This window comes from Acidovorax sp. BL-A-41-H1 (assembly GCF_051942715.1).
The window spans coordinates 1,715,171-1,730,467 of record NZ_JBPVJQ010000003.1 but is presented as its reverse complement, the minus strand read 5'-3'; the positions used below and the strand labels follow the sequence as shown (position 1 = coordinate 1,730,467).

Annotated in this window: 15 protein-coding genes; 5 read left to right on the top strand and 10 right to left on the bottom strand. The window is 67.4% G+C overall.

Annotation, left to right across the window (positions count from 1 at the left end):
• Positions 1-170 precede the first annotated feature (170 nt).
• Together ppsR and ACTPOI_RS08720 are read left to right on the top strand one after the other, a co-directional pair.
• Positions 171-992 carry a posphoenolpyruvate synthetase regulatory kinase/phosphorylase PpsR gene (gene ppsR, locus ACTPOI_RS08725; RefSeq protein WP_300458768.1) on the top strand — a complete coding sequence of 274 codons (822 nt, stop codon included), beginning with the start codon at positions 171-173 and terminating at the stop codon, positions 990-992.
• 32 nt (positions 993-1,024) lie between these two features.
• Entirely contained in the window at positions 1,025-1,747 is a 723-nt protein-coding gene (locus tag ACTPOI_RS08720) for a formylglycine-generating enzyme family protein (protein WP_440108191.1), read from the top strand.
• A gap of 179 nt (positions 1,748-1,926) precedes the next feature.
• Here the strand turns inward: ACTPOI_RS08720 and ACTPOI_RS08715 are convergent, their stop codons facing one another.
• The 9 genes from ACTPOI_RS08715 to ahpC all read right to left on the bottom strand — a co-directional run bounded on the left by ACTPOI_RS08715 (position 1,927) and on the right by ahpC (position 11,342).
• Positions 1,927-2,748: a heme ABC transporter ATP-binding protein gene (locus ACTPOI_RS08715; RefSeq protein ID WP_440108190.1), complete on the bottom strand. Its 822-nt coding sequence runs from the start codon at positions 2,746-2,748 to the stop codon at positions 1,927-1,929.
• Positions 2,745-3,833, bottom strand: coding sequence for a FecCD family ABC transporter permease (locus ACTPOI_RS08710; protein WP_440108189.1), 1,089 nt, complete (start codon positions 3,831-3,833; stop codon positions 2,745-2,747). The genes ACTPOI_RS08715 and ACTPOI_RS08710 overlap by 4 nt, the downstream gene beginning before the upstream one ends.
• Positions 3,830-4,714, bottom strand: a complete 885-nt coding sequence (locus ACTPOI_RS08705; protein ID WP_440108188.1) for a heme/hemin ABC transporter substrate-binding protein — start codon at positions 4,712-4,714, stop codon at positions 3,830-3,832. The genes ACTPOI_RS08710 and ACTPOI_RS08705 overlap by 4 nt, the downstream gene beginning before the upstream one ends.
• A gap of 19 nt (positions 4,715-4,733) precedes the next feature.
• Positions 4,734-5,855, bottom strand: coding sequence for a hemin-degrading factor (locus ACTPOI_RS08700; RefSeq protein WP_440108187.1), 1,122 nt, complete (start codon positions 5,853-5,855; stop codon positions 4,734-4,736).
• Positions 5,852-6,229, bottom strand: coding sequence for a hypothetical protein (locus ACTPOI_RS08695; protein ID WP_440108186.1), 378 nt, complete (start codon positions 6,227-6,229; stop codon positions 5,852-5,854). The genes ACTPOI_RS08700 and ACTPOI_RS08695 overlap by 4 nt, the downstream gene beginning before the upstream one ends.
• Before the next feature lie 146 nt (positions 6,230-6,375).
• Entirely contained in the window at positions 6,376-8,538 is a 2,163-nt protein-coding gene (locus ACTPOI_RS08690; protein ID WP_440108185.1) for a TonB-dependent hemoglobin/transferrin/lactoferrin family receptor, read from the bottom strand.
• Positions 8,539-8,792: 254 nt separating this feature from the next.
• Entirely contained in the window at positions 8,793-8,945 is a 153-nt protein-coding gene (locus tag ACTPOI_RS08685) for a hypothetical protein (RefSeq protein WP_440108296.1), read from the bottom strand.
• A 6-nt stretch (positions 8,946-8,951) separates the two neighbouring features.
• Entirely contained in the window at positions 8,952-10,568 is a 1,617-nt protein-coding gene (gene ahpF, locus ACTPOI_RS08680) for an alkyl hydroperoxide reductase subunit F (RefSeq protein WP_440108184.1), read from the bottom strand.
• A 198-nt stretch (positions 10,569-10,766) separates the two neighbouring features.
• The gene (ahpC, locus tag ACTPOI_RS08675) at positions 10,767-11,342 is read right to left on the bottom strand and encodes an alkyl hydroperoxide reductase subunit C (protein ID WP_440108183.1); all 576 of its coding nucleotides are present in this window, start codon (positions 11,340-11,342) and stop codon (positions 10,767-10,769) included.
• A 567-nt stretch (positions 11,343-11,909) separates the two neighbouring features.
• Between ahpC and ACTPOI_RS08670 the strand changes: the two genes are divergently transcribed.
• The 3 genes from ACTPOI_RS08670 (at position 11,910) to ACTPOI_RS08660 (ending at position 14,704) form a co-directional block, all read left to right on the top strand.
• A complete protein-coding gene (locus ACTPOI_RS08670; protein WP_440108182.1) occupies positions 11,910-12,710 on the top strand; it encodes an FTR1 family iron permease in 801 nt (266 codons plus the stop codon).
• Between the two features lie 157 nt (positions 12,711-12,867).
• Positions 12,868-13,344, top strand: a complete 477-nt coding sequence (bfr, locus tag ACTPOI_RS08665) for a bacterioferritin (protein WP_440108181.1) — start codon at positions 12,868-12,870, stop codon at positions 13,342-13,344.
• 334 nt (positions 13,345-13,678) lie between these two features.
• Positions 13,679-14,704 (top strand): TerC family protein, encoded by a 1,026-nt coding sequence (locus tag ACTPOI_RS08660; protein ID WP_440108180.1) that lies wholly within the window; start codon positions 13,679-13,681, stop codon positions 14,702-14,704.
• A 78-nt stretch (positions 14,705-14,782) separates the two neighbouring features.
• On the opposite strand, the gene ACTPOI_RS08655 is transcribed toward ACTPOI_RS08660, so the two are convergent.
• Positions 14,783-15,277: a hypothetical protein gene (locus ACTPOI_RS08655; RefSeq protein WP_440108179.1), complete on the bottom strand. Its 495-nt coding sequence runs from the start codon at positions 15,275-15,277 to the stop codon at positions 14,783-14,785.
• Between the last annotated feature and the right edge of the window lie 20 nt (positions 15,278-15,297).

Below are 15,297 nucleotides of genomic sequence, written 5' to 3'. Positions count from 1 at the left end.
CCGGGTCTGCGTGCCGGGCCCTGGATGGCCTCTGGCAGGCGGCCATGCACGGCCTGGGGCTTTGTCGTTGTGGTTGTGGGCCGACGCGGTGCATGGTAAGAATTTGGATAATCGAGGCATTGTAGGCCCGGGCTTCTGGCAGCGGGCTGACGCTTTCAAAAAGGGGCCCCATGCACTCGCGCACCGTATTTTTCGTCTCGGACGGCACCGGCATCACCGCCGAAACCTTCGGCAACGCCATCCTGGCCCAGTTCGAGATGAAGCCTCGCCATGTGCGGCTGCCCTTCATCGACACGGCCGACAAGGCCCACCAGGCCGTGCGCCAGATCAACCACACCGCCGAGGTCGAGGGCAAAAAGCCCATCGTGTTCACCACGCTGGTCAATATGGAAGTGCTCAAGGTCATCCAGGAAGGCTGCAAGGGCATGCTGCTGGACATGTTCGGCACCTTCGTGCACCCGCTGGAGGAAGAGCTGGGCATCAAGTCGCACCATCGCGTGGGCCGCTTTTCGGATGTGAGCCGCAGCAAGGAGTACACCGACCGCATCGAGGCCATCAACTTCAGCCTGGCCCATGATGATGGCCAGAGCAACCGCGACCTGGCCGGTGCCGACGTGATCCTGGTCGGCGTGAGCCGCAGCGGCAAGACGCCCACCAGCCTCTACCTGGCCATGCAGTGCGGCCTGAAGGCGGCCAACTACCCGCTGATTCCCGAAGATTTCGAGCGCCGTCAGCTGCCACCGGCGCTGGTACCGTTCCAGAAGAAAATTTTCGGGCTGACCATCAGCCCCGAGCGGCTGTCGGAGATCCGCAGCGAGCGCCGGCCCAACTCGAAATACGCGGATCTGATCAACTGCCGCAACGAAGTGGCCGAGGCCGAGGCCATGATGCGCCGCGCGGGTATCCGCTGGCTGTCCACCACCACCAAGTCGATCGAAGAGATCGCCACCACCATCCTGCAGGAGATCCGGCCCGAGCGGCTGGTGTACTGACCCCCGCGCCACATTCCGAGGGCCTTGCCTCCATGAACGCACCCCGACTTGCCACGGCACTGGCCTGCTGCGCTGCGGCACTGGCCGCCCTGCCCGCGCTTTCCGCCACCGCACGCGATGCCGTGGCCCTGCCCGGCTTTGCCATCGACCGCAATGAGGTCAGCATCGCGCAGTTTGCCGAGTTTGCCCGCGCCACCGGCCGCACCACGGCGGCAGAGCGCGAAGGGGGCGGCTTTGAATGGGGCCAGGGCTGGGAGCGCCGCCCGGGCTGGACCTTTCGCCAGCCCTTTGGCGAGGCGCCTGCCAGCCCGCAGTGGCCCGCCGTGCATGTGAGCTGGCAGGAAGCCAGCGACTTTTGCCGCCACGCCGGCGGCCGCCTGCCCACGCGCGCCGAATGGACGCTGGCCGCCTACACCGAACAGGGCCCGGGCGTGGCCGGTGGCTTGAAGGCGGGCCAGACCTACCCCTTCCCCACCGGCGGCACGCCCGCGGGCGCCAACACCAGCGGCAGCGACCCCTGGCCCCGGCTGGCCCCCGTGGCCACCACGCGGCGCGGTGTGAACGGCCTGCACGACATGGGCGCCAACGCGTGGGAGTGGCTGGCCGACCGGGAGGCCGACAAGGCGCTGACGGCCGGAGGCTCGTGGTGGTACGGCCCTGAGCAAATGCGCGCGGCCGGCATGCAGTGGAAACCCGCCGACTTCTACGTGGTCTACATCGGCTTCCGCTGCGCCTACGACAACGCCGCCAGATAAGGCCCCGGCGTGCCACGCAGGCCGGACCGGGTGAGCCCGCCGATCGGATTGCTATTATTTATATAGCATCAGGGGCAATCAAAACCTGGACTTCAGGCCTAAATGACCCCAAATTGCACCCACCGGCATCCACTGGCATCGACACGGGCCTGCGCAACGCCCCACCCGGGCTTCCTGCATCACGCTGCCGCGGCAAGGGTTGAGGCCGTCATGAGGAGCTGACGCACCCCATCGGCCGACCGCACCGGCGTGCACTGCACTTGCCAGATGCGGGCCACGGCGTCCGGCGTCAGGATGTCATCCACAGGCCCCGCCACACCACCCTGGGCCGCGAGCAGCAGCACATCGTCGGCATAGCGCAGCGCCAGGTTCAGGTCGTGCAGAACGGCCACCACGCCCACGCCCTGCTCCAGTGCCCAGCGGCGCACCAGCTGCATGGCATGGTGCTGGTGCGCCAGGTCAAGTGCGGCGGTGGGCTCGTCCAGCAGGAGCCAGCGGGCGGTGCCATCCGGGCGCGGCTCCCACACCTGCGCCAGCGCGCGGGCCAGGTGCGTGCGGGCGCGCTCGCCCCCCGACAGGGTGTTTACGCTCTGCCCCGCCAGGTGCACCACCCCGGTGGCCTGCATGGCATCGCGCACGATGCGCGCCTCGTGCGGGCTGGGTGCGTGGCGGTGCGGGTAGCGGCCCATGTCCACCACCTCCTGCACCGTGAAGTCGAACGCCACCGCGGTGTCCTGCGCCAGCACGGCCCGCTGGCGCGCCAGCTCCAGCACGGGTAGCCGGTGCACGGGCTGACCGCCCATCAGTACCCGCCCGGCGCGCGGCGTACGCTGGCCCGACAGCATCGACAGCAGCGTCGATTTGCCCGCCCCGTTCGGGCCCAGGATGGCGGTCACGCGCCCGGCCTGCAGCTGGGCATGCACGGTGGCCAGCAGCGGCAGGCCCGGCAAGCCCACGGCAACCTGGTCGCACTCCAGCATGTTTGAATGCACCGGCTTCATACCTTGCCCCTGAACTGCCGCAACATGGCCAGAAACAGCGGCACCCCAATGCAGGCGGTGAGCACACCCAGGGGCAGTTCGGCCGGCTGCACCGCCGTGCGCGCCACTGCATCGGCCGCCAGCACCAGCGCCGCGCCCAGCAGGGCCGAGCCCGGCACCACCACCCGGTGATCGGGCCCGGCCACCAGGCGCACCCAGTGTGGCGCCACCAGGCCAATGAAGCCGATGATGCCGGTGGCCGCCGTCACGGCACCCACGGCGAGTGCCGTCACCAGCACCGCCAGGCGCTTGGTGAGCTCCACCGGCACGCCCATCAGCTCGGCCTGCGCCTCGCCCAGCGCGATGGCGTTGAGCGGCCGCGCCAGCGCCATACCCGCCGCCACCGCCGCGGCCACCACGGTGCTCACCAGTGCCACCGCGCTCCAGCGCGCGCCGCCCAGGCTGCCCATCAGCCACATCTGCAGGTTGCGCAACTGTTCGTCGGTGGAAATGAAGTTGAGAAAGCCCAGGCCCGACATGGCCAGCGCATTCACCGCCACACCGGCCAGCAGCATCAGCCCCATGCGGGTGGTGCCGCCCACCTGGGCCAGCGCGTGGATGAGCGCCGTCACGGCCAGACCGCCGGCAAAAGCCATGGCCACCAGCGTCCAGCTGCCCAGCGTGCGTGGCAGCTCAGGGAACCACTGGGCCCCGAGCACGATGGTGACGGCTGCCGCCAGCGCCGCGCCGCTGCTCACGCCGATGAGCCCCGGGTCTGCCAACGGGTTGCGAAACAGCCCCTGCATCAGCGCACCGGCCAGGCCCAGGCCCGCGCCGGCTGCCACGCCCATCAGCAGCCGCGGCAGGCGGATGTTCATGAAGACCAGGTATTGCGCCGGCGGTTCTGCCGCCGCATCGCTGGCGCCCACCGCCTGCAGGCCCACCTGCCACAGCTCGGGCAGCGTGATGGCATAGGCGCCGCGCGTGCTGGCCCAGCCCAGCGCCAGCAGCACCAGAGCGACGCCAGCCAGCAGCGCCGTGCGTGGCGCCAGCCGCGACAGGCGCCGCGCTGGCGAACGTGGCTCGCCCAACACGGCCGTGCTCATGCGACCAGTGCCTGCATGCGCGCGTGGAGCTCGCCCACTGCGCCGGGCAGGCGCGGGCCAAAGCCCAGCAGGTGGCTGGCCTCCATCGACACCAGAGCCTTGCGCCGGAAGGCGGGTGCCAGCGAGAGCTCAGGGCGCTGCCAGAAGGCCTGCTCGCCACCCAGCGCTGCGATGCCTTGCGCGGTGTTCACCAGCACCTGCGGCGCCGCCTGCGCCATGGCTTCGGCGGTCAGCGGCCGGTAGCCTGCAAACTGCGTGATGGCGTTCACGCCACCCGCAAAGCGGATCAGCGCGTCGGCCGCGGTGCCGGTGCCCGCCACCATCGGGCTGCCGCCGTGCGACAGGATGAACAGCGCCCGCGGCCTGCGACCCGTGGCAGCCACCGCCTGCTGCACGCGCTCCCACTCGGCATCCAGCCGCGCCTGCAGCGCCTGCGCCTGCCGTTGCCGCCCCGTGACCCCGCCCACCAGAGCCACCTTGCGCCGCACCTCGTCCCACGAATGGTCGGCCGCGACCAGCTCCACCCGCACGCCGGCGCTGCGCACCTGGTCGAGCACCACGGCGGGCCCGGCCTCGGTCGTGCCCATCACGGCATCGGGCCGCAGCGACAACAGCCCCTCGGCCGACAGCTGGCGCATGTAGCCCACCTTGGCCGTGCGCTGCGCCGCATCGGGGAACAGACTGGTGGTGTCGGTGCCCACCAGCTGGCCCTCTGCGCCCAGCAGGTAGACCACCTCGGTCAGCGCGCCGCCCAGCGCCACGATGCGCGCGGCGGGCACCGGCGAAGGCGTTGCCGCGCGGGCTGCAAGCGCCGTACCCAGCGGCCAGGACGCCAGCGCGCGCAACACTGCGCGCCGCTGCCTTGCGTGCGCTGGCGCCATCCCGCGCGCGCCGGGTGCATCACGCCGCATGTTCCACCTCCCGCTCGCCGGGCAGCCGCGCCACCAGGTCGCGCCAGCCTTGCAGTTCCGCCTGGCCGGGCTTGCGCGCGCCAAAGAACATGGCCATCAGCTCGCCGTCTGTGTCGAACACCTCCACCGAGGTCACCACGCCATCGGCCGTGGGCTTTTGCACCACCCAGGCATGGGCCACCAAGTCGCTGCGCAGGTGCAGGTTGAAGCCCTCGTCCAGCACATTGATCCACTGCGCGCCGGGCGTGTCCATGGGCTTGATGTGGCGTACGGGCCCGGTGTGGATCTGGATGCAGCCTGCGCTGCCCACAAACACCATGATGGGCAGGCCCTCCATCGCGGCCTCGTCCAGCAGCAACGTGACTGCATCGCGCGAGGTGCGGTGCGCAAACTCGCCTTCGACCAGGCGCAGGCTCTGCTGGCGCTCGGCACCAAACCTGCGCAGCAGGCCGAAGAATTCGTGCGTGTCCTGCATGGCCGCCCAGGCGGCGCGCAGGCCGGGCGCATCGATGGTGGCGTCGGGTTGAGGCGCAGTGCGCGGTGCGGGCGCCGTGAACACATAGCCCGCACCCGGCTGCGCAAACTGCGCGACCACGGCATCGAAGGCCGCGCGGTCGGTGGCCTCTCGCACAAACACCTTGTGCACCGCCAGGCCGCTCGCATCAAAGAACTGCAGGCTTTGCGCCGGAGGTTGTCCTGCGTTGGCTGCAGCCTCGCTCACGGCAAAGCCTGCGTGCCAGTAGCTGAAGAACAGGCGCAGGTCGATGTCGTGCCCCAGGGCGATGCCCATGGTGGCCGAGCCCGACACGTTGGCATACACGCCCGTCTTCTCGTGCACCACGCCGTTGTTGCGGGTCAGCGCCATCAGCGGGCCGCAGAACTCCAATGCCTGCAGCAGCGCCAGCCAGTCGCAGCGCAGCGGCACGACCTTCAGCGGCTCGGCATGCTCGCCTGCGTGGGCGGCAACCACTGCGCCTTCAGAAAGGCCCAGGCTGTGCGCCGCGTCGCGCGCGCGCAGGCCGCTGGCGCGGGCTGTGGCAAACCGGGCGCGGATGCCGGGCGCGCCGTGCAGGGCTGCGCCGGGGGTTGGAGTGAGCAGCGCGGCGGTCATTGCACCACCTCCGGGGCGGGAACCCACAGCGCACGGCGCTGCTCGGCCGCCGACAGCGCGCGGGCGGGCGCATCATGCGCTGCCCCGGCGTCGGGCCGCGCATTGCACGCGAGTGCACTCCAGCGGTCCTGCAGGTTGCGCAGCATGGTGCCAAAGTGCGGCGTGAACATGCCCGTGTGGGCCAGCACCTGCAGGTTCGACACGATCTTGCGCCCCATGGCCTGGCGGTGCGTGTCGCAGCAGGCCTGGGCGTGGCCCGTCATCAGGGCCAGCGTGCCGGCCAGCAGCGCTTCGGCGCGGGGCAGGCTGTATTCCTCGTCGAGCAGTGCGTCGTGCACGTCCGGTGCGCCGGTGGGCGGCAGTGGGTGGGTCATGGTGTGGTCTCCCGGGGTCAGAGTGAAAAAGATGCAGGTGTCAGGCCTGCCAGTTGCCGTTCGGACTGAGTCCCACGCAGACCTGCGCAGCGCTTGGGCAGGCTCAGCGTGAACGGCTGGTGTGTTTGTTTGAAGGCGGCCAGGGCTCAGAAGTCAGCCACCAGCGACACGCGCACGGCGCGGCCGGGCTGCGTGTACGCATCGGTAAAGCTGGCGTTCGCAGCCAGCCCGCGCACATCGGCCCAGCGCCAGTGCTTTTTGTCGGTGAGGTTGTAGATGCCCGCGTTCAGGCGCAGGTCCTTGCGGATGCGCCACTGGCCCGCCAGATCGAGCACCGTGTACGAAGGCGCCAGGAACTGCGATGCACCCGTGGCCACGTACACGTCGCTCCCCTTCTTGGCCGCGCTGTGCGTGGCGTCCAGCCGCACATGCCAGCCCGCGGTTTCATAGCGCACCCCGGCCATCAGGCGCTCTGGGTCCACCGAGTTGACGGGGCGGCCCGTGGCGCTGTCACGCCCGCGCGTCTGCCCGTAGGCAAAGGGCGTGCTGATGCGCCCGCCAGCCCAGTCGCCCCAGTCCATGCGGCCCTTGACCTCGAACCCGCTGAGCGTGACGCGGCCGATGTTGACGGACTGGAACACCAGCGGGTTGCCCGGCGCGCCCGTGCCCGCCACCTGCTGCAGGTCTTCGATGAAGTCCTTGTAGCGGCCGGTGAAGACTGCGGCCTCAATCTGCAGCGCCTGCAGGCGGCCGCGCACGCCCAGTTCCAGGTTCTGGCTTTTTTCGGGGCGCAGGCTGGCATTGGGAATGGTGCGGTAGTTGCCCACCGGGTTTTCAAAGAATGCGTTGACCTGCCCTGCATTCGGCGCACGGAAACCCGCGGCGTAGTTGCCGAACAAGGTCCACGCATCGGTGGCGCGGTACAGCACGCCCAGCTTGGGCGACGTGGCATGGCCCGACAGCGACACGGCTGTGGCACCAAAGCCCGCCTGGTCGGCACGGATGCGGTAGCTGTCGAAGCGCAGGCCGGGCGTTACGCTCCACGAGCCGTGCATGACTTCGTCCTGCAAGTACAGCGCGGTGCTGGTTTCGGTGGTGTCGGGAAAGCGCTTCAACGGAAAGGTCTCGCCCACCGGCGGCGTCACGCCCGTCTGCAGGTTCTTCACCTCGGCGGAGGTGTGGTCGAGCCCGTAGGTGAGCTTGTGCGCCCAGGCGCCATCGCCTTGCCCCATGCGCAGCAGCTTGCTGCCCTGCAGGTTGGCCTGCCAGGTGCGCTCGTCGTAGGTCACGTCACGCACACGGTCGGCGGCGGTATTGCGGTCTTCGGTGATGTACTCGCGCGAGTGGGCGTCCTGGTAGCTGAGCACGGCCTTCACGTCGTCGGCCCAGGCGGTATTCACGCGCCAGCTGCCTTCCCAGGTGCCGCGGGTGCGCTGCATGTCGGTAAAGGATGTGGACGCCAGCGTGGAGGTGGCGGCCAGCGGCGGCTTGGCGCGGGCCGACAGCAGGTCGTAGTCGGCGGTCTTGTCGACATGCTCCAGCGTGAACACATGGCGTTGGCCGCCGCCGGGCGTGAGCACCACCTTGCCCAGCACCGCACCGCTGCGGTCCTTTTGCGGATTGGGGCGGGTGCGGTCGACATTGGCCGCACCGTTGGTGCCCATGTTGTCCAGCTCGCTGGAGCGCGAGGCGCTGGCGCCCAGCAGCCACTGCACCGTGTCGCTAGTGCGGCCCGCCAGCGTGGCGCCCAGCCGCGCGCCCTGGTCATCGCCGTCGTAGCCGACGCTGGCGCGGCCCCCGAAGGTTTTTCCGTCTGCCAGAAACGACGATGGATCGGCTGTGATGAAGTTGACCAGCCCGGCCATGCCGTCCGAGCCGTACAGCGCCGACGTGGCACCGCGCACCACCTCGATGCGCTGCAGCAGGCCGATGTCGAGGTAGTCGCGCCCGAACGCATTGGCGCTGAAGGCGTAGCTGCGTGGCAGGCGGATGCCATCGACCAGCATCAGCACGCGGTTGCCCTCCAGCCCGCGGATGTTGAACCCCGCGTTCTGGTCGCGCCCCGTGGAGCCACTGGCCAGCGAGAAGCGCGCCGGCGAGCGCGTGACCGACACATTGGGCAGCTCGCGCGCGGCATCGCGGATGTCGCGCACCTGGCCCTCTTCCAGCGCCTGGGTGTTGATGACGTCGATGCTCATCGGCAGGTCCTCGGCGTGCTGCTCGCTGCGCGAACCGCTGATGACGACTTCCTTGAGCGCGGGGCCGGCAGCGATCACCACGGGCGCATCGGCACCGGGCTGGGCGGCCATGGCCGCGTGGCCGCAGGCACAGGCGGCAAGCCATGCCAGCGGCCGCAGTGCAAAGCGCGCAGAGGCCGAAACCAACAAAGGGGGAAATGCAAAAACCTGCGCCACAGCAGCTGTCCTTCTTTTGAAACGACGGTGAAAAACCGAAAAGCACGTGAGCTGGCTCGGTGATCACGGACATCGCTCCTGCGGGCAGAAGGCGCCGGTGTGGCTGGCTGACGAGAATTATTGTATGCGAATAATTCTCAATACGAAAATTATTTGACGCAGGTCAGGCACGGGTTTTCTGCCCCCCGGCACCAGCGCCCGACAAGTCCAAAACAAAAAGCGCGCAGCCACCGAAGTCGCTGCGCGCTCTTGAATTGATAGCTGCTAGCGCTTTTTATACAAGCGCTACACCCCGTTTTGATCTCTGATCAGGCCGGCACTGCCACCCGCTCCGCTGCGGGCGCCGCTGCCGAAGCCGCGGGCACCGCGGGCTGTCGGATGAGGTGGTCGAACGCGCTCAGCGCCGCCTTCGACCCATCGCCCGCCGCGATCACGATCTGCTTGTACGGCACCGTGGTGCAGTCGCCCGCCGCAAACACGCCCGGCACGTTGGTGTGGCCCTTGGCGTCCACCACGATCTCGCCGAACTTGCTCAGCTCGACCGTGCCCTTGAGCCACTCGGTATTGGGCACCAGGCCGATCTGCACGAAAACGCCTTCCAGGGGCACCAGGTGTTCCACGTTGGTCGCGCGGTCCCTGTACTTGAGGCCGTTGACCTTGCCGTCGGCGCCGGTGATCTCGGTGGTCTGCGCATTAGTGTGGATGGTCACGTTGGACAGGCTCTTGAGCTTGTTGACCAACACGGCGTCGGCCTTGAGCTGGTCGGCAAATTCAATCAGCGTGACGTGGGCCACCACGCCGGCCAGGTCAATGGCCGCCTCGACACCCGAGTTGCCGCCGCCGATCACGGCCGTGCGCTTGCCCTTGAACAGCGGGCCGTCGCAGTGCGGGCAGTAGGCCACGCCCTTGTTCTTGTACTCGGCTTCGCCGGGCACGTTCACATTGCGCCAGCGCGCGCCGGTCGACAGGATCACCGTCTTGGCCTTGAGCGAACCGCCGTTGGCCAGCACCACCTCGGTCAGCCCGCCGGGCTGGGCCGGGGGGATGATCTTGTCGGCGCGCTGCAGGTTCATGATGTCCACGCCGTAGGAGCGGGTCTGCGCCTCCAGTGCAGCAGCGAACTTGGGGCCGTCGGTTTCCTGCACCGAGATGTAGTTCTCGATGGCCAGCGTGTCGTTGGTCTGCCCGCCAAAGCGCTCGGCTGCCACGCCCACGCGGATGCCTTTGCGGGCGGCGTACACGGCCGCTGCAGCGCCTGCGGGGCCACCGCCCACGATGAGCACGTCGTACGGGTCCTTGGCCGACAGCTTGGCGGCTTCACGGGCGGCAGAGCCGGTGTCCAGCTTGGCCACGATCTCCTCGATGGTCATGCGGCCCGAGCCGAATACCTGGCCGTTGAGGAACACCATGGGCACGGCCATGATCTCGCGGTCGGTCACCTCCTGCTGGAACGCGCCGCCTTCGATCACGGTCGTCTTGACCTTGGGGTTGACGATGGCCATGAGCGACAGCGCCTGGACCACGTCCGGGCAGTTGTGGCAGGTCAGGCTCATGTAGACCTCGAAATTGAAGTCACCATCGAGGACCTTGATGGAGTCGATCACGTCCTGCTCGACCTTGGGCGGGTGGCCGCCCGTCCACAGCAGGGCCAGCACCAGCGAGGTGAACTCGTGGCCCAGCGGCAGGCCCGCAAAGCGCAGGCTGTTGGTGGCGCCCACGCGCTGCAGGCTGAACGATGGCTTGCGCGCATCGTAGCCATCGGTGCGCAGCGTGATCTTGTCGGCACGCAGCGACTGGATGGTTTCCAGCAGCTCGCGCATGTCGCGCGCCGTCTCGCTGTCGTCCAGGGAAGCCACCAGTTCAAATGGCTGCTGCACGCGTTCGAGGTAGGCAGAGAGTTGCGATTTGAGTTGGTCGTCGAGCATGGTGGCTTCCTTTGGTGATATTCGAATGTTGATGCATCAGGGCGGTGGGCAGTTGTGCTGCAGGTCAACCCCGGCTGAATCAGTGGCCCGGATTGCGGGCGAAAAAAAGCCGGACGGCATGGCGCGCACGCGCCATGGCCCTGTCCGGCCGGGGAGCGCCGCACCGCGTGCGTGCGCTCAGCCGAAGCAGCGTACTGCTTAGATCTTGCCGACCAGGTCCAGCGAAGGCGTCAGGGTCTTGGCGCCTTCCTTCCATTTGGCGGGGCAGACCTGGCCAGGGTTGGCGGCGGTGAACTGAGCAGCCTTGAGCTTGCGCAGGGTTTCCGACACGTCACGGGCGATTTCGTTGGAATGCACTTCCATGGTCTTGATCACGCCATCGGGGTTGATGACGAACGTGCCGCGCAGTGCCAGACCTTCTTCAGCGATGTGCACGCCGAAAGCGTTGGTCAGCTGGTGCGTTGGGTCGCCAACCAGGGGGAATTTGGCCTTGCCCACGGCGTCGGACGTTTCGTGCCATACCTTGTGCGAGAAGTGCGTGTCGGTGGTCACGATGTAGACCTCGGCACCAGCAGCCTGGAAGGCTGCGTAGTTGTCGGCAGCGTCTTCGATTTCGGTGGGGCAGTTGAAGGTGAACGCGGCTGGCATGAAGATCAGCACGGACCACTTGCCCTTCAGGTCGGCTTCGGTCAGGTCGATGAACTCACCCTTGCCGCTGCGGTTGACGAAAGCGGTGGTCTTGAAGGGCTGGACTTGCGTGTTGATCAGGGACATGGTTGTTTCCTCTTGGTGGTTTGTGAACAGAACGAAGCGAAGTTTAGGTCGGGCAGGGCCATCAATCCAATTAATTGATTTGATACAACCAATTGATTCAGGCTATAGCAAGCCAAAGGTACCGGGCGAACCCGCAGCTGCACGCACTGTTCTTAGATGGGGTCGATCGTCGCGGGCACAAGACGAGAGAACGGCCGCACCGGCAGCGGTCCCGCTTCGGGCGCAGGTTCGGCACACGCTAACCCAGCCATTTGCACCCGATCTGCACACAGTAGATTTGCGAAGGATCAATAACATCAATGATATTGATTCGCATTTGTGCCTATGATCGCCCAATGCAAACCTCGCTGCCCCCGCCCGGCCCGCGGCGCTTGCGGCGCAACGGTCCGTTCCGTCGCGGCGCGCCCCTAGGCGGCGCTCGGCTGCGCCACCGTCCGGCCACGGGGTGCGCCAAGCGGGCCAGTTATTGGCCAAAACCGGCTGTAGCGCTTGTTTTGATTGCACTGATAGCTATTCATTAAGTAGCACCCACCACCTCTACCCTCACGCCTGTCCCGGCCAACTTCCATGTTCCAGACCTTCCTCATCTGTTTCCGCGAGGGGCTTGAAGCCCTTCTGGTGGTGGCCATTGCCACCCTGTACTTGCGCAAGACCGGCCGCCTGCAGTTGCTGCTGCCGCTGCGCGCCGGCGTCGCCCTGGCGGTGCTGATGTCGGTCGTGCTGGGCTGGGTGCTCTCGCGCGTGGGGGCCCTGTCCCCGGCGGCCGAGGGCACCATGGCGCTCGTGGCGGCAGTGGCGGTGGCCTGGTGCGTGGTCCACATGCAAAGCGCGGGCAAGGGCATGGGCAGCGAGATCGCCCAGCGCATGGACCGCGCCAGCCTGCTGCAGGGGCCACGCGCTGCTGCCACCGTGTTTCTGTTTGCCCTGTTCATGGTGGGGCGTGAGGGCGTGGAGACGGCCACCATGCTGGCGGCACTGGCAAGCAGCGCCGAGCTGGCGTACATGGCCTGGGGCGGCCTGGCCGGGCTGGTCGTCGCCAGCGCCATTGCCTGGGCCTGGACGCGCTACGGCCGCGCCGTGAACCTGGGGCGGTTTTTCCGCGTGACATCGTGGTTCATGGCCGTGTTTGCCGTGCAGCTGGTGGTGTACGCCTTCCATGAATTCACCGAAGGCGGTCTGGTACCCGGCGTGGACAACGCCTGGTGGCACGCCGCCACCGAAGACCTGGCCGAGGGCGCGGTGGCGCAGGCCCTATCGCTGGCGCTGGTGCTGGTGCCCACACTGTGGCTCGGCGTAGCCCACTGGCGCGACCGGAGCGGCGCGCAAGCCGCACCCGGGGCCACCGGCGCAGCCAGCACTGCCCGCTGACAGACGACGCCGCGGCCGCCGCTGCGCGCGACGCGGATGCGAACCGCAATCAGCATCACACGCAGCCCGTCCGCGCCTGCATGGCTTTGTGTTGCCTTCGCGGACCCGCGTCACTCACAATCGGGCTCGAATCAACGCAACGAACAAGGAGTCCCCCATGAAAGGCGACGCACAGGTCATCGGCCATCTTCAGGCCCAGCTCAAGAACGAGCTCACCGCAATCAACCAGTACTTCCTGCACTACCGCATGCTCAAGCACTGGGGCTTCGACAAGCTGGCCAAGAAGGAGTACGAGGAATCCATCGGCGAGATGAAGCACGCCGACTGGCTGATGGACCGCATTTTCATGCTCGACGGCCTGCCCAACCTGCAGGACCTGGCCAAACTGCAGGTCGGCGAGGACGTGCCCGAAGTGCTGGCATGCGACCTGCGCTCCGAGCTGGGCGCCCAGGCCACCATCAAGGAGGGCATTGCCCACTGTGAAACGGTGCGTGACTACGTCTCGCGCGACCTGCTGCAAAAAATCCTGGACGATACCGAAGAGCACATCGACTTTCTGGAAACCCAGATCGATCTCATCGGCAAGGTGGGCCTGCAGAACTACCTGCAGTCGCAGATGGGTGACGCCAGCTGAAGGGCCGGGTGACGGTTTGGACGGGCTGCTTCGGCAGCCCTTTTTTTTGGCCAGGCGGGGACAGCAGCACCCAGGTTCGGCCGGGCCGATGTGTGGTTCACAAAAACAGTGCTTTGCCGGTGGGAGCGCTGGTTTCACATTTGGGGCTCATCACCACAAGGAGCACCATGCCACCGCATTGAGACGCCAGCCACCCACCCCGACGAAGGCCTGCCGCCGAATGCAGACCGACAGAGGGGCCGGTGCGGGCCCGGCCCCGGCCACCGATCCGCCGCAGGCGCTGCGACGACACCGCCGCCCTGCGACCTCTCGTGCATAGAGACACCGCAAAACCATGGACACATTCACTCCCTTTCTGCTTGCCGATTTCATGGGGCACCCGGCCTGGATATGGCTGGTGTTCATCACCATCGTCGTCGCCCTGCTGGCTTTTGACCTGGGCGTGCTCCACAAGGACGACCACGAGATCGGCGTCCGCGAGAGCCTGCTGCTGTCGTCCGGCTACATCAGCGTCGCACTGCTGTTCGGGGCGTGGGTCTGGTGGTACCTGGGTGCCCAGAGCGGCATGGACTACTACACCGGCTTCATGATCGAGAAGTCGCTGTCAATGGACAACGTGTTCGTCATCGCGCTGATCTTCACCTATTTCGCCATTCCGCGGCAGTACCAGCACCGGGTGCTGTTCTGGGGCATCCTGGGAGTGATCGTGCTGCGCGCCATCATGATTGGGCTGGGTGCTGCGCTGGTCAGCGAGTTCAGCTGGGTGCTGTACCTGTTTGGCATCTTCCTGGTGTTCACCGGCATCAAGATGTGGATCATTGCCGACCATGTGCCCGACATTGCCAGCAACCCGCTGCTCAAGTTCCTCAAGCGGCGCATGCGGGTGACCGAAGGGCTGCGGGGCAATGCCTTCTGGGTGCGTGAGCCCGACCCGGCCACCGGCAAGGTCGAACGCTTTGCCACCCCGCTGTTCCTGGCACTGGTGCTGGTGGAGGCTGTCGACCTCGTGTTTGCCGTGGACTCGGTGCCCGCGATCTTCGCGATCACGGACGACCCGTTCATCGTCTACACCAGCAACATATTTGCCATCCTGGGCTTGCGGGCGCTGTACTTTGCGCTGGCAGCCATGATCCACCGCTTCAAGTACCTCAAGTACGCGCTGGCCCTGGTGCTGGTGTTCATCGGCAGCAAGATCTTTCTGGTGGGCATCATCGGCAAGATCCCGCCGGTGATCTCGCTGAGCGTGACCTTCGGCCTGATTGCTGGGGGGGTTGCCGTCTCGCTGTGGAAGACACGGGGCCAGGCGGGCGACGCACCGGCAAGCCTGCCGCCACCCGCACCGTCCAGCACCAAAGGCTGACCGGCGCCCTCGGCCCCGGCATTGACGAAGGCCCGCCCACTGCGCACCGCGGTGGGCGGGCCTTTTTTTCGGATGCCTTCAGGGCTGCGGTGGCCCGCTGCTGCGCGGCACAGCACCCGCAGCGGCCGCCACCAGCAGGCCCAGAAACAGCACACCGCCCCACAGCATCCACAGCAGATACGCAGGCGGTTCCACCTCGATGTGCACAGCACCAGGCTGCCCTGCTGCAAACAGCGTGTTGAGCTGCTCCGCCGCCGCCTGGGCCTGCGTGTAGGCATCGGTGCCTTCAAACTCGGCGGCAAACACCTCGTGAGGCGGCGAAACCAGGTAGAGCAGGATACGGTCTGGTCCGCGGCGCACGGGCTGCACGCGCACATCGGCTCTCGCAGGCGAAGCCAGTGCAAACGAATGCGACGTAACCCCCGATGATGTATCGCGCCCCAGGGTGCAGGTGATGCGGGCCTCTTTCGCGCAGCGCACGTCGTAGCCCCGCACCGGCCCCCAGAACGCCAGTGCAGCCGCCCCCGCCAGCAGCGGCACCAAAAGCACCAGGGCCACATGGCGCATGGTCAAGCGCACAGCCCTCGCGCCCT

What these genes read in the sequence shown, in the direction of transcription:
- ppsR (WP_300458768.1), top strand. Translation starts at nt 171, where the DNA reads ATGCACTCGCGCACCGTATTTTTCGTCTCGGACGGCACCGGCATCACC.
- ACTPOI_RS08720 (WP_440108191.1), top strand. Translation starts at nt 1,025, where the DNA reads ATGAACGCACCCCGACTTGCCACGGCACTGGCCTGCTGCGCTGCGGCA.
- ACTPOI_RS08715 (WP_440108190.1), bottom strand. Translation starts at nt 2,748, where the DNA reads ATGAAGCCGGTGCATTCAAACATGCTGGAGTGCGACCAGGTTGCCGTG.
- ACTPOI_RS08710 (WP_440108189.1), bottom strand. Translation starts at nt 3,833, where the DNA reads ATGAGCACGGCCGTGTTGGGCGAGCCACGTTCGCCAGCGCGGCGCCTG.
- ACTPOI_RS08705 (WP_440108188.1), bottom strand. Translation starts at nt 4,714, where the DNA reads ATGGCGCCAGCGCACGCAAGGCAGCGGCGCGCAGTGTTGCGCGCGCTG.
- ACTPOI_RS08700 (WP_440108187.1), bottom strand. Translation starts at nt 5,855, where the DNA reads ATGACCGCCGCGCTGCTCACTCCAACCCCCGGCGCAGCCCTGCACGGC.
- ACTPOI_RS08695 (WP_440108186.1), bottom strand. Translation starts at nt 6,229, where the DNA reads ATGACCCACCCACTGCCGCCCACCGGCGCACCGGACGTGCACGACGCA.
- ACTPOI_RS08690 (WP_440108185.1), bottom strand. Translation starts at nt 8,538, where the DNA reads ATGGCCGCCCAGCCCGGTGCCGATGCGCCCGTGGTGATCGCTGCCGGC.
- ahpF (WP_440108184.1), bottom strand. Translation starts at nt 10,568, where the DNA reads ATGCTCGACGACCAACTCAAATCGCAACTCTCTGCCTACCTCGAACGC.
- ahpC (WP_440108183.1), bottom strand. Translation starts at nt 11,342, where the DNA reads ATGTCCCTGATCAACACGCAAGTCCAGCCCTTCAAGACCACCGCTTTC.
- ACTPOI_RS08670 (WP_440108182.1), top strand. Translation starts at nt 11,910, where the DNA reads ATGTTCCAGACCTTCCTCATCTGTTTCCGCGAGGGGCTTGAAGCCCTT.
- bfr (WP_440108181.1), top strand. Translation starts at nt 12,868, where the DNA reads ATGAAAGGCGACGCACAGGTCATCGGCCATCTTCAGGCCCAGCTCAAG.
- ACTPOI_RS08660 (WP_440108180.1), top strand. Translation starts at nt 13,679, where the DNA reads ATGGACACATTCACTCCCTTTCTGCTTGCCGATTTCATGGGGCACCCG.